Origin of the sequence: Listeria sp. LM90SB2 (assembly GCF_028867355.1) — a bacterium.
Lineage (GTDB): Bacteria > Bacillota > Bacilli > Lactobacillales > Listeriaceae > Listeria > Listeria monocytogenes_B.
This window is the reverse complement of the sequence record NZ_CP046449.1, coordinates 2,062,939-2,085,502: the sequence shown is the minus strand read 5'-3', so window position 1 is coordinate 2,085,502 and position 22,564 is coordinate 2,062,939. Positions and strand designations below refer to the sequence as shown.

Annotated in this window: 21 protein-coding genes; 19 read left to right on the top strand and 2 right to left on the bottom strand. The window is 38.9% G+C overall.

The window, feature by feature from the left end; genetic code table 11:
* Positions 1–33 precede the first annotated feature (33 nt).
* The 19 genes from GL301_RS10285 (at position 34) to GL301_RS10195 (ending at position 20,336) form a co-directional block, all read left to right on the top strand.
* Positions 34–1,773 (top strand): sensor histidine kinase, encoded by a 1,740-nt coding sequence (locus GL301_RS10285; protein ID WP_003727962.1) that lies wholly within the window; start codon positions 34–36, stop codon positions 1,771–1,773.
* A complete protein-coding gene (locus GL301_RS10280) occupies positions 1,773–3,257 on the top strand; it encodes a response regulator transcription factor (protein WP_010958980.1) in 1,485 nt (494 codons plus the stop codon). Before GL301_RS10285 ends, GL301_RS10280 begins: the two co-directional genes overlap by 1 nt.
* A 112-nt stretch (positions 3,258–3,369) precedes the next feature.
* On the top strand, positions 3,370–4,299 hold the full coding sequence (locus GL301_RS10275) for an ABC transporter permease (protein WP_003739389.1): 930 nt from the start codon (positions 3,370–3,372) through the stop codon (positions 4,297–4,299).
* Between the two features lie 18 nt (positions 4,300–4,317).
* On the top strand, positions 4,318–5,289 hold the full coding sequence (locus tag GL301_RS10270) for a carbohydrate ABC transporter permease (RefSeq protein ID WP_003727964.1): 972 nt from the start codon (positions 4,318–4,320) through the stop codon (positions 5,287–5,289).
* Positions 5,290–5,308: 19 nt separating this feature from the next.
* Entirely contained in the window at positions 5,309–6,766 is a 1,458-nt protein-coding gene (locus tag GL301_RS10265; RefSeq protein WP_003725758.1) for an ABC transporter substrate-binding protein, read from the top strand.
* Positions 6,767–6,960: 194 nt separating this feature from the next.
* Positions 6,961–8,658: an acetolactate synthase AlsS gene (gene alsS, locus GL301_RS10260; protein WP_010958979.1), complete on the top strand. Its 1,698-nt coding sequence runs from the start codon at positions 6,961–6,963 to the stop codon at positions 8,656–8,658.
* A 116-nt stretch (positions 8,659–8,774) separates the two neighbouring features.
* On the top strand, positions 8,775–9,770 hold the full coding sequence (locus GL301_RS10255) for an aldo/keto reductase (protein ID WP_003727966.1): 996 nt from the start codon (positions 8,775–8,777) through the stop codon (positions 9,768–9,770).
* Positions 9,771–9,942: 172 nt separating this feature from the next.
* A complete protein-coding gene (locus tag GL301_RS10250) occupies positions 9,943–10,674 on the top strand; it encodes a GntR family transcriptional regulator (RefSeq protein WP_274758689.1) in 732 nt (243 codons plus the stop codon).
* A 1-nt stretch (position 10,675) separates the two neighbouring features.
* Positions 10,676–11,377: a GntR family transcriptional regulator gene (locus tag GL301_RS10245; protein WP_003740646.1), complete on the top strand. Its 702-nt coding sequence runs from the start codon at positions 10,676–10,678 to the stop codon at positions 11,375–11,377.
* A gap of 19 nt (positions 11,378–11,396) precedes the next feature.
* Positions 11,397–11,864, top strand: a complete 468-nt coding sequence (locus tag GL301_RS10240; protein WP_003726575.1) for a PTS sugar transporter subunit IIB — start codon at positions 11,397–11,399, stop codon at positions 11,862–11,864.
* A 22-nt stretch (positions 11,865–11,886) separates the two neighbouring features.
* On the top strand, positions 11,887–12,705 hold the full coding sequence (locus GL301_RS10235; protein WP_003726574.1) for a PTS mannose/fructose/sorbose/N-acetylgalactosamine transporter subunit IIC: 819 nt from the start codon (positions 11,887–11,889) through the stop codon (positions 12,703–12,705).
* Positions 12,686–13,507, top strand: a complete 822-nt coding sequence (locus GL301_RS10230) for a PTS system mannose/fructose/sorbose family transporter subunit IID (RefSeq protein ID WP_003723163.1) — start codon at positions 12,686–12,688, stop codon at positions 13,505–13,507. The genes GL301_RS10235 and GL301_RS10230 overlap by 20 nt, the downstream gene beginning before the upstream one ends.
* Before the next feature lie 12 nt (positions 13,508–13,519).
* Positions 13,520–14,584 carry an SIS domain-containing protein gene (locus GL301_RS10225; RefSeq protein ID WP_014929240.1) on the top strand — a complete coding sequence of 355 codons (1,065 nt, stop codon included), beginning with the start codon at positions 13,520–13,522 and terminating at the stop codon, positions 14,582–14,584.
* A gap of 22 nt (positions 14,585–14,606) precedes the next feature.
* Entirely contained in the window at positions 14,607–15,602 is a 996-nt protein-coding gene (locus GL301_RS10220) for an SIS domain-containing protein (protein WP_003734406.1), read from the top strand.
* Between the two features lie 16 nt (positions 15,603–15,618).
* Positions 15,619–16,035 carry a PTS sugar transporter subunit IIA gene (locus GL301_RS10215; protein WP_003730809.1) on the top strand — a complete coding sequence of 139 codons (417 nt, stop codon included), beginning with the start codon at positions 15,619–15,621 and terminating at the stop codon, positions 16,033–16,035.
* A 97-nt stretch (positions 16,036–16,132) separates the two neighbouring features.
* Positions 16,133–17,080, top strand: coding sequence for a DNA-binding transcriptional repressor DeoR (locus tag GL301_RS10210; RefSeq protein WP_003727973.1), 948 nt, complete (start codon positions 16,133–16,135; stop codon positions 17,078–17,080).
* Positions 17,081–17,142: 62 nt separating this feature from the next.
* The gene (deoC, locus tag GL301_RS10205) at positions 17,143–17,814 is read left to right on the top strand and encodes a deoxyribose-phosphate aldolase (RefSeq protein WP_003724140.1); all 672 of its coding nucleotides are present in this window, start codon (positions 17,143–17,145) and stop codon (positions 17,812–17,814) included.
* Positions 17,815–17,893: 79 nt separating this feature from the next.
* Positions 17,894–18,904 (top strand): substrate-binding domain-containing protein, encoded by a 1,011-nt coding sequence (locus tag GL301_RS10200; protein WP_003727974.1) that lies wholly within the window; start codon positions 17,894–17,896, stop codon positions 18,902–18,904.
* A gap of 130 nt (positions 18,905–19,034) precedes the next feature.
* Positions 19,035–20,336 carry a pyrimidine-nucleoside phosphorylase gene (locus GL301_RS10195; RefSeq protein ID WP_003740642.1) on the top strand — a complete coding sequence of 434 codons (1,302 nt, stop codon included), beginning with the start codon at positions 19,035–19,037 and terminating at the stop codon, positions 20,334–20,336.
* A gap of 36 nt (positions 20,337–20,372) precedes the next feature.
* On the opposite strand, the gene budA is transcribed toward GL301_RS10195, so the two are convergent.
* Both budA and ilvA read right to left on the bottom strand, forming a co-directional pair.
* Complete coding sequence (budA, locus tag GL301_RS10190) at positions 20,373–21,092, bottom strand: acetolactate decarboxylase (RefSeq protein ID WP_003725880.1); 720 nt, start codon at positions 21,090–21,092, stop codon at positions 20,373–20,375.
* 192 nt (positions 21,093–21,284) lie between these two features.
* Positions 21,285–22,553, bottom strand: coding sequence for a threonine ammonia-lyase (gene ilvA, locus GL301_RS10185; protein WP_003725879.1), 1,269 nt, complete (start codon positions 22,551–22,553; stop codon positions 21,285–21,287).
* Positions 22,554–22,564 lie beyond the last annotated feature (11 nt).

The following is a 22,564-nucleotide window of genomic DNA, read 5'->3' as shown; positions in this document are numbered from 1 at the left end:
ATGCAATAATCAGAAAAGAAGAGGGGGCAGTGAATGAGTATGACACAAGAATTACCACGCAAGCGCGTTTTCAAAAGAATGTTATTAATTTTTTCTTTAACAAGTCTTTTTACGGTGAGCTTGTTACTTTTTTTCATTTATAAGTACTATACTAATATTCAGCTAGATACCAATCTCCAAAGAGCGGAAACCATTGCGAATAAACAGCTCGATGCACTTACGGAGAAGCAAAAGGCATTAATTAGTTTAACGCAAGATATTTACCGTAATAGCGATTTGATGCAGGATGTTCAAATCGCGATGACAAATGATTACGGTAGCTACACAGAGCAAAATATCGATAACTATTTTAAAAGTAAAAATTTCTATTCTGTAGATATGCAAACGTATTTACAGTCTTATTTTTCGTATGATGAAGATATTATCGCGCTGCAGCTCATTTCGGATGATGGGAGTTACTCTTATACATTTCCGAGCCGTTACCGTGAATGGAAAGAAACGGTTGATACATACGGGGAGGCAAATATCGCCACCGAAGCATCAAAGCAAGGGACTTTTTATACAATCGAAAATAAAATAGTTGTGAAACAGCCGATTAATGATCCAAGCACATTAAAACAAATGGGTTATCTGCTTCTTTACATTGATCCGACTTTTCTAAGCAAATGGATTACGAAAGATTATCAAAACTCGATTTTTCAAATACAAAACACGAAGGGAGTCGAGTTATATTCCAACCACCCAAAGAAACAAATCCAAACGCCTGAAAAACAAGGATGGCTTCATGCTGACAACAAAAAAGTATACTTTCAAAAAACGGAAGATGAAACAAGTGGCTTGAAAAACAATACGTTTTTATATCGAGTAACAGATGACAGCGCGCCGCTCATCGAACTTACTTTATTTGGTATTGGGCTGTTATTAGTTATTTTTTCTATTAGCATTAATTTTGTTATTAGTAGGCGTTATTCTAAGCGGATTTTAACGATTATTGGCGGGATGAACCGGGTGGAAATGGGGACCCTTGATGCAAAGCTTCCGGTCGATAATAACGGGGATGAGCTGACGATGATTAGTGAGCGGTTTAACCATATGACAGAAAACCTCGATGCTTATGTGAAGAAGGTCTATAGCCTAGAAATGGAAGAACAAAAAGCGCGGCTCAAGGCACTCCAAGGTCAAATGCAACCTCATTTTCTTTATAATTCACTAGAAGCAATTAGGATGAACGCACGCGTAGAAGGAGCCAAAGCGACAAGTGATATGATTTATCAACTTGCAACACTACTGCGCTACACAGCTAATCACCGTGAAATCACCACTTTAGGTGAAGAAATCAATTACGTGAAACAATATGTCCGCTTTATGGAAATGCGCCACGAACAGCCAATTAAGCTGGAAATCAATATTGAAAAACGTTTCAATCATACGCAGATTCCACGGTTTGCTCTGCAGCCGCTTATTGAAAACTTTTTCAAATATGCTTTTAAAGAAAATCAAAATCCAATAGTCGTAATTACGGTCACTGCAGAAAATGACAATTTACAATTTAGAATTGAAGACAATGGTTCGGGAATCGATGCAGAGAAATTAAAAGAAGTGCAAGCAACAATTGAAAGTAAAGATGAGACGAGCCACATCGGTCTAGCTAATTTAAACAAACGATTGCAGCTTTTATATGGAGAAAATTATCGATTAACAATCAAGAGTAAAGCAAATGAAGGTACCATCATTCTGTTTCAAGTACCTCAAAATACGGGAGGAGAAAAGTAATGCTAAAAATTGTACTAGTAGACGACGAGCCCCTTATTCTCAAAGGTTTAGAAAGTATTATTCCAGAATTTGAGCAATCAATTGAAATTGTTGGAACGGCTAAAAATGGCGCAATAGCCTTAGATTTATTTGCTAACCAAGACGTAGATGTCCTTTTGACCGATATAGAGATGCCTGTAATGAATGGTTTAGAATTAATCGACGAATGGAAAAAGCGGCAACCAACGACTAAAACTATTGTTCTCTCCGGATTTGAAGATTTTCATTATGTGAAACGCGGGCTTTCAGCGGGAATCGAAAATTATTTACTAAAACCTTTAAATGAACAAGAATTAAAAGAAACGTTTATACAAATAGAGAAAAAACAATTGACAGACAGTGTGATACCAAGGGAAGAAGCGTATTACATTTTACGGGACAATACGATTTGGCGTTGGCTAAATTTACGAATTAACAAAGAAGAATGGGAAGAGCGCCTGGCATTATACGATATGATTTTAAATTCAAAGGAAAATGCTGTTCTCATTCAAATTCAACCAACAAAAGAAATCAATCTGACTGAATGGAAAAATCTTTCTGAACAATATCGGAAGGACTTTCCATTTATGCTACTTACGCCAGAAAATGAAATAATTATAGGAATAACCGAACAAACTTCGATATCCGAACAAATTTTAGCGATTCATCAAGATGTGAAAAAACGCCTTTCGAATGAAGCTTTTTACCTGTTTATCAGTGAAAAAGTACAAGGTGAAATGATGTACCCGCAAGCCTTTCGCCAACTTACTAGGTTGCTTCCAGAACGACTTGTGCAAGAGCCTGGTAGCCTAATTGCCTATCAAAAACGTACCAAACATACTTGGCGTCCGAAAAGAAAGCAACATCAACTCGCGAAGCTCCTAGTGATGAATAACGAAAAAGAAATTAAAGCGTGGATCCAGCACTTTTTTAAAGAATGGAATGACCACAAGCTGGAAAGCGACCCGCATCAAATGCTCCATATTTTGAATGAGCTGCTTGTGATGATGGCGGAATCGGATCCGAAAGAGTTAAGCGAATCCATGGGGAGAATTGCCGAAGAAACGAGTATTGAGGGATTGGAAGAGGCGACGCTAGCCTACGCTATTCGTTACTATAACCGCAAAAAACAAACAGATGAATCAAAAAGCCCCATTATTCAAAATGTGCTTTCCTATATCACGGAACATTTTGCAGAAGGAATGTCTTTAAAAACACTCGGTAACGACTTTCATATTAATGCTGTTTATCTCGGTCAACTTTTTCAAAAAGAAATGGGCGAACACTTTACGGATTATCTAAATCGCTACCGGGTGAACTATGCAAAAGAAGAATTACTGCAAACAAAAGATAACTTAACCATTATCGCTGGGAAATCTGGTTATACCGATATGGCTTATTTTTATCGCCAGTTCAAAAAGCACACAGGCGAAACACCAAATCGCTACCGAAAAATCCATCAATAAAATTATTTCTAATATTTGTCTATAAATCTAAACATCCGCAACTATTTAACCCCACGTAAAAACGATAAACTAAAGATGTTGAAAGCACTTACAAAAAAGAGGGGTGAATGGATTGAAAAAAGTTTTATCACAAATTCGAGCTAATCGGATTTGGCTTTTAATGGTACTTCCAGGCGTCCTTTGGTTCCTGGTTTTCTCATACTTACCAATGTTTGGTACAGTGATTGCATTCAAAGATTACAAAATTGATGGGAAAGGATTTTTATCCAGTATTATGAGTAGCGACTGGGTGGGACTTGAAAATTTTAAATTCCTATTCCAAACAAACGACGCTTTTATTATTACCCGAAACACCGTTCTTTATAATTTAGTATTTATTATTGTTGGGCTGTTTCTTGGTGTAGCACTTGCTATTATTTTCAACAGCTTACTAAATAAGCGAGGAGCAAAAATTTATCAAACGGGAATGCTTTTCCCCCATTTTTTATCATGGGTAGTTGTCAGTTATTTCTTGTTCAGCTTTTTGAGCGAAGACAGTGGGCTGATGAATAATATTTTACTTGCATTCGGACAGGACCCGATTTCCTGGTATAACGATCCGAAATACTGGCCGTTTATCCTTATCATGATGAATGTTTGGAAAGGCTTGGGTTATGGAAGTATTGTCTACCTGGCAGCAATTGCCGGAATTGACCGGACCTACTACGAGGCGGCAATGATTGATGGCGCTGGCAAATGGCAACAAATTAGGCATGTAACAATTCCTGCACTAACGCCACTGATGGTTATTTTAACGATTTTGAATGTCGGGAAGATTTTTAACTCTGATTTTGGTTTGTTTTATCAACTACCGCGAAATTCAGGACCACTTTATCCTGTGACGGATGTTATTGATACATATGTATACCGAGGTTTAACGTCACTTGGAGATATGAGTATGAGTGCGGCAGCTGGCTTCTATCAGTCCATCGTTGGCTTTATTCTAGTGCTACTCACAAACTACATCGTGAAAAAAATAAATCCAGAATATGGCTTATTTTAGAAAAGGAGGCGAGGTGCTTTGGCAGAACAGCTTGAAGCAGTGAGTGAAATAGAACAAGTCCGAGGCGAAATGGAAAAACCAGCAAAAAATAAACCAGCTAAAGACATTATTGGTTTTGGGAAAAAGATGAACGTAGCGATGAATATTATGCTCGCTTTCCTAGCGCTCATTTGTATTTTTCCATTTTTGTACATTATTGTTATTTCTTTTTCTAGTGAATCATCTCTGGCAGCAAATGGCTTTCAACTAATACCCAAAGAGTGGAGCATGGAAGCGTATGAGTACTTATGGAAGATGAAAGGACAACTATTACAATCATACGGTATTACCATTTTAGTTACAGTAATTGGTACGGTATGTAGTGTTGCAATGATTGCTCTTTACTCTTACGCGATATCAAGACCACAATTTAAGTATCGTCGTCAATTTACATTTATTGCCTTTTTTACCATGCTGTTTAGTGGCGGGATGGTGCCTGCCTATATCGTGATGACGCAATTTTTGCACTTACGAAATAGCATTTGGGCGATGATTTTACCACTAGCAATGAATGCTTTTTACATTATGATTATGCGCACGTTCTTTTTACGGTCTATTCCAGAACCAATACTTGAGGCGGCTCGAATTGAAGGCGCTGGGGAACTACGGATCTTTTTACAAATGGTTGTTCCACTTTCTTTACCAGGGCTTGCGACAATCGCGCTTTTCTCTACACTAGGATACTGGAATGACTGGTTCCAAGCGTCACTTTATATTGATAATCCGAATTTAGTGCCGCTACAATCGCTACTTATGAAAATTGAAAACAACTTAGAATTCATGCGACAAAACTCTGAAATTGCTTATACTGCCGGCGCGTTTAAGTCCATACCACAAGACGGTGCAAAAATGGCGATGGTTGTTATTTCGACATTACCAATCGCAATCACCTATCCGTTTTTCCAAAAATACTTTATTAGTGGACTCACAATTGGCGGCGTAAAAGAATAAAAAAGATGGAGGGAATTTAATGAAGAAGAAATGGGGAGTAATCATCGCATCACTCTGCTTGCTACTAGGTTTAAGCGCGTGCGGAAGCGATGAGAAGGCAGACGCAAATGAAGTTCCGACACTGAAATGGTACATGATTGGAACGCCACAAAAAGACACGGAAGAAGTAATGAAAGAAGTAAATAAATATACAGAAGAAAAAATTGGCGTCAAAGTAGAAATGACACAAATTGACTGGGGCGACTACGGTAAACGGATGCAAACCGTTATTAACTCCGGAGAAAACTTTGATATTGCTTACTCTGCAGCGGGAGAATTCGTTTCTTACTCACAAAAAGGCGCATTCTTGCCATTAAATAAATATCTAGATAAAGAAGGCAAGAATATGAAAGCCGAGTTAAATGATGTACTTTGGGAAGGTGCAACCATTGACGGAAACATTTACGGTGTTCCTTCGAACAAAGAAGTCGGCGAGCAACAAGTATACGTTTTTAACAAAAATCTTGTCGATAAATATAAAATGGACGTAACGAAAGTAAAAAACTTTAGCGATTTAGAACCAATGTTAAAAACAATTAAAGAAAACGAACCAAGTATCACACCAATCGGCGGGAACAAAGACTTTAAGCCAGCTTTCCCATATGACTATTTGATTGATAATGCAGTACCTCTTCCTTTTGCAGTAAATCAATATGAAGACACTGGCAAAATCGTCAACTTCTATGAGCAACCCGAAACATTAGATATCCTAAAATCGCTTCATAGCTTCTACCAAAAAGGATATGTCACAAAAGATATCGCAACCTCCACAGATCCGTGGTCATACGATAAAGAAAACTGGTTTGTGCGAATCGAAAAATACCAACCATATGCAGAAAATATTTGGGATAAAAATACAGGCGGCAAATATAAAGTAGTCACACAGCCAATTGCTGAAACTCCTATCATCAAAAATAACTCTGTAACTGGTGCGATTCAAGCTGTTTCTGTTACGAGCCAACACCCGGAAGAAGCAGTGAAATTCCTTGATTTACTTAACACGGATGAATATTTACGTAATTTAGTTGATAAAGGAATTGAAGGAACCCATTATAAAGAGTTAGATGACGGTAAAATTCAAGATCTACCAGCACGTGTGGAACGTTACAGCATGCCAACGTATGCGCTTGGAAATCACTTCATTCTAAAATTATATGAAGATGAGCCAGCAGATAAATGGGATCAATTTAAAGAGTTCAATAGAAAATCAGTCGCATCACCGGGCTTAGGTTTCTATTTTGACTCCTCTAAAGTTCGAACTGAAATAGCGTCGATTACCAATGTGTGTAATGAATTTGCGCCGGCACTTCTTACAGGAACCGTTGATCCTGTTGAATATACGGAAAAATTCAAAGCGAAGTTAAATGATGCAGGTATGAAAAAAGTAATGAAAGAAATGCAAAAACAATACGATGAATTCCGCGCTTCACAAGAATAAATACCAGAAAGGACTTAGTTTATCTAAGTCCTTCTTTTTTTGTATAACAGTTTTTATATAATTGTATAACAGTTTTTGAGTCAGTAACCTTGCAAAAATTCTTTTGAGTAGTATAATTAGTCTTGTAAATGAGGTTTTTATAAAATCTGTACTATTAAAATTTAAATAATTTATATAACAAAAGGATGATAACGATGGCGAAACTAGAAAAAGACCAAGAAAAAGTAATAACACAAGGAAAATCAGGAGCGGATTTAGTTGTAGACAGCTTAATTAATCAAGGTGTTACGCATGTATTCGGGATTCCAGGAGCAAAAATTGATAAAGTTTTCGATGTGATGGAAGAACGTGGACCAGAATTAATTGTCAGTCGTCATGAACAAAATGCGGCGTTTATGGCTGCCGCTATCGGTCGTCTAACCGGAAAACCTGGTGTTGTACTTGTAACTAGTGGACCCGGCGCATCGAACCTTGCCACTGGACTTGTAACAGCAACTGCTGAAGGAGATCCAGTCGTTGCGATAGCTGGAAATGTAACCAGGCAAGACCGCCTTAAAAAAACCCATCAATCAATGGATAATGCAGCACTTTTCCGTCCAATTACAAAATATAGCGAAGAAGTAGTTCACGCTGAAAGTATCCCGGAAGCAATCACTAACGCTTTTCGCTCGGCGGCAGAACCAAACCAAGGCGCTGCTTTTGTCAGTTTGCCACAAGATATCGTGAATGAACCAAACGTACCAGTAAAAGCGATTCGTCCACTTGCTAAACCAGAAAATGGTCCAGCTTCCAAAGAACAAGTTGCGAAACTCGTTACTCGTTTGAAAAAAGCGAAATTACCAGTATTGCTATTAGGTATGCGAGCATCTAGCCCGGAAGTAACTGGTGCGATTCGTCGCCTACTCCAAAAAACAAGCATCCCAGTTGTAGAAACCTTCCAAGCAGCTGGTGTCATCTCACGTGATTTAGAAGATAATTTCTTTGGGCGTGTAGGTCTCTTCCGCAACCAACCAGGGGATATTTTGCTAAATAAAGCTGATTTAGTTATTACAGTAGGTTACGATCCAATTGAATATGATCCAAAAGCTTGGAATGCTTCGGGTGATAGAACGATTGTACATTTAGATGACATCCGAGCAGATATTGACCACTACTATCAACCTGTGACAGAATTAGTCGGAAACATCGCGCTTACTTTAGACCGAGTGAATGCGAAATTCAGCGGTTTAGAATTAGCGGAAAAAGAACTTGAAACCTTAAAAGAACTTCATGCTCAACTAGAAGAGCGAGATGTTCCACCAGAAAGTGATGAAACTAACCGAGTACATCCGTTGTCGGTCATTCAAACGCTGCGTTCGGCAATTGATGACAACGTAACTGTGACAGTCGACGTTGGTTCACATTATATTTGGATGGCACGTCATTTCCGGTCCTATGAACCACGCCGTCTGCTTTTCAGTAACGGTATGCAAACGCTTGGTGTCGCGCTTCCTTGGGGGATTGCTGCAACACTCGTACATCCGGGTGAAAAAGTGGTTTCGATTTCTGGTGACGGTGGCTTCCTATTTTCTGCCATGGAATTAGAAACAGCTGTCCGCTTGCGTGCGCCACTTGTGCACCTTGTATGGAATGACGGTAGCTATGACATGGTCGCCTTCCAACAAAAAATGAAATACGGCAAAGAAGCAGCAGTTCGTTTTGGTGATGTCGATATTGTTAAATTCGCCGAAAGCTTCGGTGCAAAAGGGCTTCGCGTAACTAAACCGTCAGAACTTAGTGATGTGTTAAAAGAAGCCCTTGAAACAGAAGGTCCCGTCGTTGTAGATATTCCAATTGATTACCGTGATAACATCAAACTCGGCGAAACTTTACTACCTGACCAATTTTATTAAAACGTTAAAAATCTCTCGGATTTCCCGAGAGATTTTTTTATAGTTAAAGGTTGACTTGGAGTGGACTTCAAGGTTTATGCTGTAATAGTACTAGAAATTAACTAGGAGGGTTTTGAATGGAATATGTTAAATTTGGCAACACTGGCATGGATGTTTCGAAAATCTGTTTAGGGACAATGGGGTTCGGTGATAAAGACAAATGGATTCATAAATGGGTTTTGAACGAAGCGAACAGTCGCCCTATCATAAAAAAAGCACTCGATTTAGGCATAAATTTCTTTGATACGGCGAATATTTATTCTTACGGTGAAAGTGAAAAAATCGTTGGACGTGCACTAAAAGACTATGCTAACCGCGATGATGTTGTGTTAGCAACCAAGGTGCAACAAACAATGCGCCCGGATCGCCCGAATAGTGGTGGTTTATCCAGGAAAACTATTTTGAGCGAAATCGACCATAGTTTAAAACGCTTAGAAACGGATTATGTAGATTTATATATCATTCACCGTTTTGATGAAAATACGCCAATCGAAGAAACAATGGAAGCCTTACACGATGTCGTTAAGTCCGGGAAAGCGCGTTACATTGGAGCGAGTGCGATGTATGCTTGGCAGTTTCAAAAAGCACAACGCGTCGCAGAAAGAAACGGTTGGACAAAATTCGTTTCCATGCAAAATCATTATAATATGATTTACCGGGAAGAAGAGCGAGAAATGATTCCGTTTTGTCGCGATGAAAAAATTGCGATTACGCCATACAGCCCGCTAGCATCAGGACGATTAACGCGAGATTTGAATGAAACAACCAATCGTTCCGAAACGGATCCAGTTCAAAAATCCAAATACGATGACATGATGAATGCAGATAGAGGTATTATTGAACGTGTGGCTGAACTTGCGGAAACGCATCAAGTATCTCGAGATAAGATTGCTTTAGCGTGGCTATTAAATAAAGATGAAATCACTTCGCCAATCATCGGTGCACAAAAAGAAAGTCATCTGGAAAGCGCGGTAGAGGCGCTAAATATTCAATTAACGGCAGCGGAAGTTAACTATCTAGAAGAATTATATATCCCGCACCCAGTAGTTGGAGCACTACCTACAACTAAATAATCAAATGGAGCATGAGTTGGATGGAAAAATCTGACTCATGCTTTTTTTTATGTAAAAAGACTATTGACAAACAAAATGCAACCGTTTACAATGAAGTGGTATTAAAAATGTTTGAAGCTGTATCTTTTTAAAAAGTGAAATAGATAGATGATTTGAAAAAAGAGGTGGAAATATGGAATATAAAGACTTGTCGCCAGCAGTGCAAAGTGAAGAACAACTAAGACAGCTTATCCAAAAAAAAGTAGCAGCCGGAGAAACAAGTTTCCCATCAGAACGTGCGCTTGAAAACGAACTAGGTGTCAGTAGAACTACACTCAGACGGTCACTTGATACCCTTGAAAAAGAAGCGGTCATCCAAAAAAGAAACCGAAAAGGAATCGAAATCAATCAAAAGCAAACAATCAATATATTGCAAATGAATTCCATGAGCAGCCAATTGCCGGGAGAACAAAAAGTAGAAGTAATGTCACAAGAAATAGTAGCCGGCAAAGACGAGGTGAACCACTTTTTAAACTTAAGTGAAGATAAGCCGGTGTTTAAATTGGTTCGGCGAAGAATAGTTGATAATAAGCCGTTTTCCTATGAAATATCTTTTATTGATAGCACGAGATTTGCTGGTATTGAGAAAATCGATTTAAATAATTCCTCGTTATACAATGTGTTAGAAAAGCAGTTTGCTATTAAACCTACCTACGGGCGCGAAGAATTGCGCTTTGTATCAGCGAATGAAAAGCTAGCAGAAGCATTAAAGGTACCACTAAACACGCCACTTTTTGAAGTAGTAAGTAAAGCATTTGATCAAAATGATGAACCTTTTGAGTACAGTAAACAATATCTAATTGGTAATCAAATCAAATACAAAATCAATGCGAAAAACATATTTGATTACTTGGAGGATGAGTGAAATGGGAGCTAAAAAGCCACTTTTTGAAGTAATAGCTTCAGAAATAAAAGATAGTATTAATCGCGATGAATATAAGCCGGGAATGCTAATGCCGAACGAAACAGCCTTGCAAGAAATTTTTTCTAGCAGTCGGACAACGATTCGCCGCGCGGTAGATCTATTAGTCGAAGAAGGTTTAGTTGTTCGTAAAAACGGTGTTGGGCTATACGTTCAACCAAAACTAACAGCTCAGAACATTTTAGAAATGACAGGTGTTATGAAAACCGATACCAATGAAAATCTAAAAAAAGACATTAAAGACTTTTACATCCGTAAAGCTGGGAAATTTTACGCAGAGAAGTTTGGTATAAAAGAGAATGAACTTGTGTATTCTATCAAGTTTGTCCAAAAAAGTGAGCATGGTGTCACACTAGATCGCTTAATTTTACCGTTAAGTTTATACCCTGATTTACAAGCAAAGGATTTTCAAATTATTAATATTATTGAGCTTGTTAATTCAGGTAAATATAAATTATTTGAGCTTGAGCAGGAACTTCAACTTATTTTAGCTGGGAATGAGCAAATCAAAAATATGCATATAGACGAAAATGATCCTGTTTTCAAATTGAGTAGTGTCTTTTATGCAGAAAACGAGATGCCAATTGCCATCCAATATCATTATGAAGATGCTGAGTCGACCAAATATGTAGTTGATTTTAACTAATACGAAGGAGGAAGAAAAAATGATTCAATTTCTAAGAGTGGACCATCGTTTACTACATGGACAAGTAGCTGTGTCTTGGTTTAATGCTTTAGATGTAAATACAATTTTAGTGGCAAATGATGGGGTAGCGGCGGACGATTTCCGTAAGTCGGCAATACGTCTTGCTAAACCCGAGGCGGCAAAACTAGTCATGAAAAGTATCGATGAAAGTATCGAAGCGATTAATTCCGGCGTCACTGACAAATACAACATGCTTATTGTTGTCGAATCAGTTGAAGACGCTTACAAATTAATCCATGGTACGAATGGTAAAATCCCGATGTTAAATCTAGGCGGAACAAAGCAACGAGAAGGAACAGCTAATTTTTCCAAAGCAATCAATTTAACACCTGAAGAAGTAGCGAAGTTAAAAGAACTTCAAAAAGAAAATGTAGATGTATTTATGCAACAAGTGCCTAACGAGAAAAAAGTAACCTTTGAAGCATAAAAGACGAAAGAAGGGATAAATTATGGAACAGTTTGGAACAGCGATTTTGCTTGCACTTGCAGCAATGCTTGCAAATGGAGAATATTTATTTGGTTCATCGATGCTATCAAGACCACTGGTAACATGTACACTCGCCGGACTTATCATGGGTGATGTACAAATGGGGATTATTATGGGAGCAACTTTGGAATTAGCTTTTGTAGGATCATTTTCTATCGGAGCATCTATTCCTCCAGAAATTATTTCAGGAAGTATACTAGGAACAGCCTTTGCGATTTCGACTGGCGAGAGCACAGCGGTAGCATTAGCACTTGGAATTCCGATTGCTTCCCTTGTACTTGTCGTTAAAAATCTATGCTTCATTTTCGTATTACCTTACTTTGTTCATAAAGCAGATAAATACGCACTCGAGGGTAATTCACGAGGAATCAGTCGAATGCAACTGCTCGGCGGATTTTTATCGATCAACTTACCAATTGGTATTATTGTCGCAACGTCCTATCTAGTCGGAAGCCCAGTCATCCAAAACGTACTTGATGCCATCCCGGCTTTCGTTATAACAGGACTTGGAATTGCGACAGGTTTACTGCCAGCATATGGTTTTGCTTTACTTCTCAAATTAATGGTCAATAAGAAGAATGCCGTATTTTTCGTATTTGGCTTCGCATTAGCTGTTTATTTAAAAGTTCCTGTAACAGGCGTAGCGATTTTCGCTGCATGTTTAGCGCTAATTTTAACAGGTTATGCAACGCTTAAAAATGACAATGGTCCAAAGAATTCGAATACAGAGCCAGCACTTGCGAATGATGGAGGTATAAATTATGAAGATGAAGAGTTCTGACGTATTAACAAAAAAAGACTTAATGAAAGTTTTCTGGCGCTCGTTCACGATGGAATGGTCATGGAACTACGAACGACAATCCAATCTCGGTTATGGATTTTCCATGCTACCAGCCTTAAACAAAATTTTTAAAAATGATAAAGATAAACGAATTTCTTCTTATCAAAGGCATTTAGAATTTTATAACGTAACACCGTGGCTTTCCACTTTTCCGCTAGGGATTTCGATTGCGATGGAGGAACAATCTGCGAAAGATAAAGATTTTGACACAGACTCCATCAATAATATAAAAGTAGCGTTAATGGGACCGCTGAGTGGGATTGGAGATTCGTTCTTCTGGGGAACTTTACGCGTTATCGCTACAGGTATTGGAACTTCCTTAGCACTTCAAGGAAATATGTTAGGGCCGATTTTGTTCCTTCTTATTTTCAATATTCCAGCTATTCTGACTCGTTATTATGGATTATTTATTGGCTACAATATCGGAGCTAATTTTATCGAAAAAATTCAAAAAACTGGATTAATGGATAAACTGTCTTATGGTGCTTCGGTTATCGGGCTGGCCGTAGTTGGTGCAATGGTCGCCACGATGGTGAACATTAACATGCCAATGAAATTTGGCTCTGGTGATGATGCAGTAACGATTCAAAGTGTTTTTGACGGTATCGTCCCAGGAATCCTAGCACTTGGCTTCACCTTCTTTATTTTCTGGTTAGATAAAAAAGGACTAAAAGCACATTGGATTCTTTTATTAATCGCAGGAATTGGAATTTTAGGAGCGTTCACAGGTTTATTAAAATAAGTAGGTGAAAAAATGAAAAACATGGATTATTATATCCGGTCGGAACAAAGCGTTTATGAAAATATCATCCGAAGTCGAAAAGATCTTTTACAAAAGGTCATTCAAATGGAGAAAGTGGACTATCAAGCAATTGTTATTTTTGCAACAGGTTCTAGTTCTAATGCAGCATTCGCAGCGCAGTTATATATGTCGGATAAACTCGCTATTCCCGTATATGTGGAAGAACCGTCTACTGCAGGAAATTACATGCTTCACTTAAACAAAAACACCTTATACATCGCTATATCACAAGGTGGGCACAGTTATTCCACTATTCATCTCGTAAAAGAAATTGAGCGTCAAGGTGGCATTGTTTTCACTTTAACGAGCGACTTAACAAGCCCGATTGCGAAAGAAAGTACGCGGGCAATTGATCTCGGGATGGGGATAGAAGAGATGCCATATGTCACGCTTGGCTATAGCGCAACCATTCTCATGTTGAATTTAATGGCGCTTGAGCTAGCCCTTTTACAAGAGAAAATGTTGGAAGAAGAATATCAAGCGGAAATTGCAGAATTGAAAAAAATTACCGCTAATTTACCAAAAGTGGTAGAGAAATCAGCAGCTTGGGTAGACGCGCATACACAGGAATTGATGGAAGCGGAACGAGTTTTCTTCATAGGATACGGCGCTGCTTATGGTGTAGCGCGCGAAGGAGAAACAAAAGTAACAGAAACCATCCGGATTACAGCTTTTGGTAAGGAGTTAGAAGAATATATGCACGGACCTTATATAGGTTTATCCGAGCAAGACTATATTATCTTCCTTGAACCTCAAGGCTTACTAGAAGACCGCGCAGAAAAATTAAAACAATTTTTACAAGGCCATGTAAAGAAAATCCGAACATTTTATGCGGATGCAGGCGGGGAAAAGACAGATGATTTATTACTCGGTGTGCGGGCAGCAGAACTTCTGACACCGCTGTTTATGACTATTCCGGTTCATTTATTATCCTTTGAAATTTCCAAGAAAAAAGGAATTAATTTAGAAGTATCCGCTTTTCCAGAATTTGACCAAATAACGAAATCCAAAATTTAACCAAAGAAAGTAGGAATGAATAGTGCTAAAATTTGATGAACAAAAAGTGAGAGAAAACATGGAAGGAGCGCTAAAATTACGCCCGCAAATTAATGAAGTAGTTGACCAAATACATGACCGCGGCTTTAGTAATATTTGCTGGCTAGGAATTGGCGGTACATACGCGTCCGCCATGCAAGCAGTGGTGCATATGAAAGAAAAAACGGCATTAGAAACTTTTTATGAAAATGCTGCTGTGTTTCTAACGACAGGCAATAAACGTGTTACTAAAGATACCCTTGTAGTCATTTCATCGGTAACTGGAAGTACGCAAGAAGTGGTAGATGCTGTGAAAAAATGTAATGAAATTGGCGCAACGGTATTTGGGTTTATTGATAAAGCAGAAGCGGAACTTGCGACTTTAGTAGATCACTTAATCTCCTATCCGTTAAATGAACAATTAAAATTCTTCATGGTAGCAGATCGTTTTATGTATTTAGCTGGCGAATTTGAAGATTACGATGCGTTCTATCAAGAAATGGATCAACATTTTGCTGAAGGGATTGTCGAAGTAGAAAAAGCAGCGGATAAATTTGGTCAAGAATTTGCGCTAAAACATCATCAAGACGACATTCATTATTTCGTTGGTGCTGGGAACCAGTGGGGTGCGACCTATTCTTACGCAATGTGTTATTGGGAAGAGCAACACTGGATTAAAACAAAATCAATTGAGTCTCACGAGTTTTTCCATGGCATGTTTGAAATTGTAGAACGCGATACACCAGTTACCATTTATGTGACAGAAGATAGCCAGCGTTCTTTAAGCGAGCGAGTAGTTAATTTCATTCCGCAAATCTGTGCCAATTATACAGTCATTGATGCAAAAGATTACGATATGCCGGGTATTTCCGCCAAATTCAGAGGAGCGTTATCACCATTTATTATCCACGCAGTAAATAATCGCATTGACGTACACGTGGAAAAAATTAACTGTCACCCAATGGAAATCAGAAGATATTATCGTCAGTTAGACTATTAAAAAGGCGGTTTGAAAAATGAAAGCAATTTTTGTTTGTACCCATGGAAATGCCGCAAAAGAACTCATTCAATCTGCAGAAATGATTTGCGGTAAACAAGAAAATACAAGTTTTGTTCCTTTTGAAGTGAATGAATCCGCGGAAAATTTACAGGCGAAAATTGCCAGTGAAGTAGCTAAACTCGATCTAACAGAAGGGATCTTATTTCTAACTGATTTAAAAGGTGGGACTCCGTTTAATGTACTCGTTCGGTTACTTCGGAATTTTGATGCAGTAGAACTTGTCGCAGGCGTGAATATTCCGCTTTTATTAGAAGCATTCCTCAGCCGTGAAACGCTATCCTTAAAAGAACTTGCGAATCAAGTTGCCGAAACTGGGCGGTTAGGAATTTATGAATATGCCGCGCCGCTTGAAGAAATAGAAGAAGACTTTTAATAGGAAAAAGACAGCCGCGGCTGTCTTTTTTTTATCTTCTCTCTCGAACTATCCCCGCTGTTACGTTATACTAAAAAGAAAACGATGGAGGGATGAAATGGATAAACAGAAAGAACAGCTCAGCGTAGAGGTTGCGAGACTTTATTATCAGGCGGATCTAGGTCAGCAAGAAATCGCCACACGCCTAGGTGTATCCAGACCGACCGTTTCCAGATTACTCCAAAACGCGAAAACAAAAGGGTACGTCAAAATCGAAGTCCAAGATCCATTTTCTAACCTAACAGAACTGGCCGTGGCTTTAAAAGAAAAATACCAACTTAAAAATGTCACCGTTGCGTTCAGTCAAACAAATGATTATAGCGAAATCACCAAGCAAATCAGCCAAAGTGCCGCTGAATACTTAGAAGAAATTATCCATGATGGCGATATTCTTGGCGTAAGTTGGGGAACAACGATGTACAAAATTGCCCAAAAACTAGCCCCGCTAAAAGCAGAAATAAAAGTCGTCCAACTTAAAGGTGGTGTGAGTCATTCTGATGTCAATACGTATGCGGCCGAAACATTAGCGTTATTCGGTGCAGCTTATGACACCGCGCCAGTATCACTTCCACTTCCTGTAGTCCTTGATAATCCACTCGCTAAACAAATGGTAGAAGCAGACCGCCATATAAAAAATATCATCGAACTCGGTAAAAAAGCCAATATCGCTATTTTTACAGTAGGAACCGTGCGTGATGAGGCCCTGCTTTTCCGCCTAGGCTATTTTTCCGATCAAGAAAAGGCTCGCTTAAAAGAAAAAGCAGTCGGCGATATTTGTTCGCGATTTTTCACAATTGGCGGCGAAATCGCTGACGAGAAAATGGACGAACGAACCATTGGTATCGACTTGCAAGATTTAAAGCAAAAAGAAACAGCCATTCTTGTCGCAGGTGGTGAACGAAAAATAAAAGCGATTCATGGCGCACTTCGAGGCGGTTATGCCAATCATTTTATTACCGACCAATTTACCGCAAAACAACTACTTGAACAAAATTTCATCAATTAGTTTACAAATGTTCTGTAGTGCGATATGATGAAACCAAATCCAATTTTAAAGGAGTTTTTAAAATGACAATTGCCAAAATGATCGATCACACTGCTTTAAAACCAGACACAACGAAAGAACAAATTTTAACACTAACAAAAGAAGCGAGAGAATACGGTTTTGCTTCCGTATGCGTAAATCCAACTTGGGTAAAATTATCCGCTGAACAACTTGCTGGAGCAGAATCCGTAGTATGTACTGTTATCGGTTTCCCACTAGGAGCGAATACCCCTGAAGTAAAAGCATTTGAAGTAAAAGATGCTATCCAAAACGGTGCAAAAGAAGTGGATATGGTTATTAATATCGGCGCACTAAAAGACAAAGACGACGAACTAGTAGAACGTGATATTCGTGCTGTAGTCGATGCTGCTAAAGGAAAAGCATTAGTAAAAGTAATTATCGAAACTTGCCTATTAACAGACGAAGAAAAAGTTCGCGCATGTGAAATCGCTGTAAAAGCGGGAACAGACTTCGTTAAAACATCCACTGGATTCTCCACAGGTGGCGCAACTGCCGAAGATATCGCCTTAATGCGTAAAACTGTAGGACCAAACATCGGCGTAAAAGCATCTGGTGGGGTTCGTACGAAAGAAGACGTAGAAAAAATGATCGAAGCAGGCGCAACTCGTATTGGCGCAAGTGCAGGTGTCGCAATTGTTTCCGGCGAAAAACCAGCCAAACCAGATAATTACTAATTTTGGATGAAACCCCTTTATTATTATTCTTAAATGTGGCAAAATAAGGAGAATAGATAATCTGACTGGGGGAGTTTAAATGGCTGCAACCATCCGCGAAATAGCAGAAAAGACAGGCGTTTCAATTACGACGATTTCTCAAATTTTGAATGGTAAAGGGGAACGATTTAGCGACTTAACTCGTGAAAAAGTTCTGAAAACAGCAAAAGAGATGTCTTACAAACCAAACTTTTTCGCCAAAAATATGATTGTTAGTCACACAAACACCATCGGAATGATTGTCCCGGAAGTAACGGATCCTTTTTTTTCACAAATGGTAAAAGGGGCCGAAGATTACTTGAATAAAGAAGGTTACATGATTATGCTCTGTAACTCTTCTAATGATAAAGAACGTGAAGATTTATATGTAGAAGAATTATTGCACCGGGCTGTCGATGGCTTAATTATCGCCAGCCCTAATATTCTGCTTTCAGGTGTTATCAAACGCATGGAAGAGAAGCGTTCTCCGTATATTTTACTCGATCGTCAGCGGAATCCAAGGCAAGAAGGGAATATCGCGATTGATGATTTCAAAGGCGGTTATATGGCGACCGAGCATTTAATCAAACTAGGCCATACGCGCATCGGAATCATTATTTCGGATACATCTTTTTATAACGTACATGAACGCTACGAGGGTTACTTGGCATGCATGAAAGACTATAAACTTACTGTAAAAGATACTTGGATTGTAAGCGGGGATCAGACGATGAATGGCGGTTATGTTGCGACGCAAAAGTTACTCCAAGAAAATCTGAGTGCCATTTTTGCAACCAATGATTTAATGGCGATGGGAACCTACCGAGCCGCACTTGAAAAAAACCTGCATATTCCTACTGATCTTAGCGTCATCGGATTTGATGATATTGAACTTTCCGAATATATGACACCGCCACTTACAACCATTCGGCAACCAATCTATGGTATCGGCGAAATTGCTGCCGAACTATTACTGAAAAATCTCCAAAATCCAACCGAGAAATTAGAGAATCGTTTACTCGATATTTCACTAATCAACCGTAGTAGTACAAAAAGTATTGACAATCAGTAAGGGAGTAAGTTATAGTGAGCATGTTAAGCACATGTTCTTGTTTAGTAAAACGGTTTACTTAAAAAGTGTAACCGTTCTCAATAAAGGTACATAAAATGCTAAAGTGGACAAAAAGAAAGGGTGAAGAGAAATGAGAATGGTGGATATTATTTCCAAGAAAAGGGACGGCAAAGCTTTATCAACAGAAGAAATTCAGTTTTTCATTGATGGCTATACAAATGGGGAAATTCCAGATTATCAAGCAAGTGCTCTAGCCATGGCAATCTTTTTCCAAGATATGAATGATCAAGAACGCGCAGATTTAACAATGGCAATGGTTGGCTCTGGCGATACGATTGACCTATCCGCAATTGAAGGAATCAAAGTCGATAAACATAGTACTGGCGGTGTTGGTGATACGACGACACTTGTTCTTGCTCCGCTCGTAGCAGCAGTTGGCGTACCGGTTGCAAAGATGTCTGGCCGTGGCTTAGGTCATACAGGAGGAACCATTGATAAACTAGAATCTATCGAAGGCTTCCATATCGAACTAGATAAGAAAGATTTCATTGACCTAGTAAATCGCGACAAAGTAGCAGTTATTGGTCAATCAGGTAATCTTACACCAGCAGATAAAAAAATGTACGCGCTTCGTGATGTAACAGGAACCGTAAACTCAATACCACTAATTGCAAGCTCTATTATGAGTAAAAAAATCGCAGCGGGCGCAGATGCAATCGTACTTGATGTAAAAACAGGTGCTGGTGCATTTATGAAAACCGACGAGGATGCCGAAAACCTAGCACATGCAATGGTTCGCATCGGTAATAACGTTGGTAGAAATACGATGGCAGTCATTTCTGATATGTCCCAACCACTTGGCGAAGCAATCGGAAATGCTTTAGAAGTAAAAGAAGCCATCGATACATTAAAAGGCCAAGGACCAGAAGATTTAACAGAATTAGTTCTTGTACTTGGTAGTCAAATGGTCGTACTAGCCAAACAAGCGGAAACACTCGACGAAGCCCGCGCTAAATTAATTGAAGTAATCGAAAACGGTGCAGCACTTGAGAAATTCAAAACATTCCTTTCCAATCAAGGTGGCGATGCAAGCATTGTTGATCACCCAGAAAAACTTCCGCAAGCAAAATACCAAATCGAAGTACCCGCTAAATCATCTGGCTTCGTAAGTCAAATCGTTGCCGATGAAATTGGCATTGCTGCAATGATCCTAGGCGCCGGTCGCGCAACGAAGGAAGACGAAATCAATCTAGCAGTAGGTTTAATGCTACGCAAAAAAGTGGGCGATGCTGTTAAGGAAGGCGAATCACTCGTAACGATTTTCGCTGACCAAGAAGATGTCGAAAACGTAAAAGCAAAAATCTACGAAAACATTCAAATTTCCGACCACGCAACAGCACCAACCCTTGTTCATAAAGTTATTACAGAATAAAAGAAAGCTCCCAATTTAATTTGGGAGCTTTCTTTATCAATTTTCCGCGGCTTCAATCTGTTCCAACATATCCGGCGTACTTAAATCACTTCTTAAGAATTCCGTCGTTTGAGGTAATTGTAGTTCAAATTCTGTTTGTTGCGCAACTTCTACGGTACCTTCCAGCATTTCATAATCAAATACATGACCGCCGATTTTACGCATATCGTCAATAAAATGCACATGATAGCCAGAAACGCCAATACCGCTAATATAAGCGGGCGTCCAAAAACCAACAATTGTACCCGTAATATATTCAAAATGGTACGTTGGTTGTTCTTTTACCGCTTCAATGAGTGGCGGATAAGGCCTTTGTTGTTTTGGTACAACGCGCGTATCCACATAACGGAAATTCCCGGTCATTTTCACTGCATAAAAAACATTTGGTCCTTGTACTAATTCTGCGATTTTTTCTTCCACCGCTTGTTTTGATGTCGGTTCGGAAACGGAAAAAGAAGTATCAGCATCAAAAAAAGTGGTGCTCGCATAAGGTGTCGTATCTTCTGGCTTTACTTTATAAGCTTGCCCGTCTGATCGTATTTGAAAAGCTTCTCCGTCTAAAATAATTAATTCACCATCAAATTGGTCAAGTGTTCCTATACCGAGGTCACCGTGTTGTAATAATTCTTTGAAACTCGTTGTTCCGCTAAAAAGCCCACCAACAAGTGCTGCCATTGTAGAATGCTGAAATAATCGATTTTTTCTAACTGTGTCCATTATTGCCACTCCTTGCATTGTTATATATGAAAAGTTATTTTTTAATAATACAGTTTAATTTCTATATGTTCATTATACTACTTTATATCCTTAAACAAAAGATTTTAAACCAAATTTTAAAATAAACTGTTACTATAACAGGGTAGTAAACTGTAATATAAAAAGAGTTCTCGCATCATACGAGAACTCTTTTTATACAAGTAATGTGTATAGGGTTTGATTATCATTAATCGGAATATAGCTCGGGTCAAAAGCAGCAACCCGCTCAAGCAATCCTTCATAATCATTTTTATCTTGCAACAAAACACCGATAATTACAGGCCCATTACCTCGATTCACTTTTTTCGTATATTCGAATTTGGTGATATCGTCATGTGGACCGAGCACATCGTTAACAAATTCTTTCAAAGCCCCAGGACGCTGCGAGAAATTGACGATAAAATAATGTTTTAATCCTTCGTGTAAGAGGGAACGCTCTTCAATTTCTTGCATCCGGTTGATGTCGTTGTTTCCGCCACTTACAATACAGACAACGGTCTTGTCTTTAATCTCTTCACGGTAAATTTCAAGTGCGGCAACGGATAGTGCTCCAGCAGGTTCTGCAACAATTGCTTGCTTCGTATACATATCCAAAATCGTAGAACAAACAGCTCCCTCAGAGACGGTTGTCACTTCATCAACTAATACTTTCGCATGTTGGAACGTTAAGCCACCAACTTCTTTTACCGCAGCGCCATCAACAAATTTATCGATTTTATCTAGTGTTACGACTTGATTTTGTTTTAAAGCTGCTGTCATTGAAGGCGCGCCATCAGGTTCTACCCCGATGATTTTTGTAATCGGGCTCTTTGCTTTGAGATACGTTGCAACACCGCTAATTAAGCCACCACCACCGATTCCTGCAAAAACATAATCTGCTTGCTCATGTGCTTTATTTAAATCTTTCACCATCTCCACAGCAAGAGAGCCTTGGCCAGCGATAATATCAGGATCATCAAACGGAGGGATGAAAGTTTGGCCATGCGTTGCAGCAAATTCTTTCGCGGCAGTTGCAGAAGCATCAAACGTATCGCCAACTAAAACCACTTCGACATTACTACCACCGAAAAATTTTACTTGTGATACTTTTTGTTGCGGCGTAGTCGTTGGCATAAAAATCGTAGCTGGGACGGTCATTCGTTTGCACGTATATGCAACTCCTTGCGCATGGTTTCCCGCACTTGCACATACCACACCTTTTTCCAATTGTTCCGCTGATAATCTAGAAATAGCATAAAAAGCACCACGTAATTTAAAAGAACGCACTCTTTGCAAATCTTCGCGTTTCAGATAGACATTGCAATGATATTTTTCCGAAAGATAAAAATCATATTCTAGTGGCGTATGTTTGACGACCGCCTTTAAGACTTCATAGGCCTTTTCGACATCTTCTTCTGTTACTAATAAATCAACTAATTCCATCATCCTCACTA

Coding starts and splice junctions, on each gene's coding strand:
- GL301_RS10245 (WP_003740646.1), top strand. CDS start 10,676: ATGGGAGCTAAAAAGCCACTTTTTGAAGTAATAGCTTCAGAAATAAAA.
- GL301_RS10210 (WP_003727973.1), top strand. CDS start 16,133: ATGGATAAACAGAAAGAACAGCTCAGCGTAGAGGTTGCGAGACTTTAT.
- GL301_RS10225 (WP_014929240.1), top strand. CDS start 13,520: ATGAAAAACATGGATTATTATATCCGGTCGGAACAAAGCGTTTATGAA.
- GL301_RS10285 (WP_003727962.1), top strand. CDS start 34: ATGAGTATGACACAAGAATTACCACGCAAGCGCGTTTTCAAAAGAATG.
- GL301_RS10230 (WP_003723163.1), top strand. CDS start 12,686: ATGAAGATGAAGAGTTCTGACGTATTAACAAAAAAAGACTTAATGAAA.
- GL301_RS10215 (WP_003730809.1), top strand. CDS start 15,619: ATGAAAGCAATTTTTGTTTGTACCCATGGAAATGCCGCAAAAGAACTC.
- GL301_RS10240 (WP_003726575.1), top strand. CDS start 11,397: ATGATTCAATTTCTAAGAGTGGACCATCGTTTACTACATGGACAAGTA.
- ilvA (WP_003725879.1), bottom strand. CDS start 22,553: ATGGAATTAGTTGATTTATTAGTAACAGAAGAAGATGTCGAAAAGGCC.
- GL301_RS10280 (WP_010958980.1), top strand. CDS start 1,773: ATGCTAAAAATTGTACTAGTAGACGACGAGCCCCTTATTCTCAAAGGT.
- GL301_RS10250 (WP_274758689.1), top strand. CDS start 9,943: ATGGAATATAAAGACTTGTCGCCAGCAGTGCAAAGTGAAGAACAACTA.
- GL301_RS10195 (WP_003740642.1), top strand. CDS start 19,035: ATGAGAATGGTGGATATTATTTCCAAGAAAAGGGACGGCAAAGCTTTA.
- GL301_RS10200 (WP_003727974.1), top strand. CDS start 17,894: ATGGCTGCAACCATCCGCGAAATAGCAGAAAAGACAGGCGTTTCAATT.
- GL301_RS10235 (WP_003726574.1), top strand. CDS start 11,887: ATGGAACAGTTTGGAACAGCGATTTTGCTTGCACTTGCAGCAATGCTT.
- budA (WP_003725880.1), bottom strand. CDS start 21,092: ATGGACACAGTTAGAAAAAATCGATTATTTCAGCATTCTACAATGGCA.
- GL301_RS10255 (WP_003727966.1), top strand. CDS start 8,775: ATGGAATATGTTAAATTTGGCAACACTGGCATGGATGTTTCGAAAATC.
- GL301_RS10265 (WP_003725758.1), top strand. CDS start 5,309: ATGAAGAAGAAATGGGGAGTAATCATCGCATCACTCTGCTTGCTACTA.
- alsS (WP_010958979.1), top strand. CDS start 6,961: ATGGCGAAACTAGAAAAAGACCAAGAAAAAGTAATAACACAAGGAAAA.
- deoC (WP_003724140.1), top strand. CDS start 17,143: ATGACAATTGCCAAAATGATCGATCACACTGCTTTAAAACCAGACACA.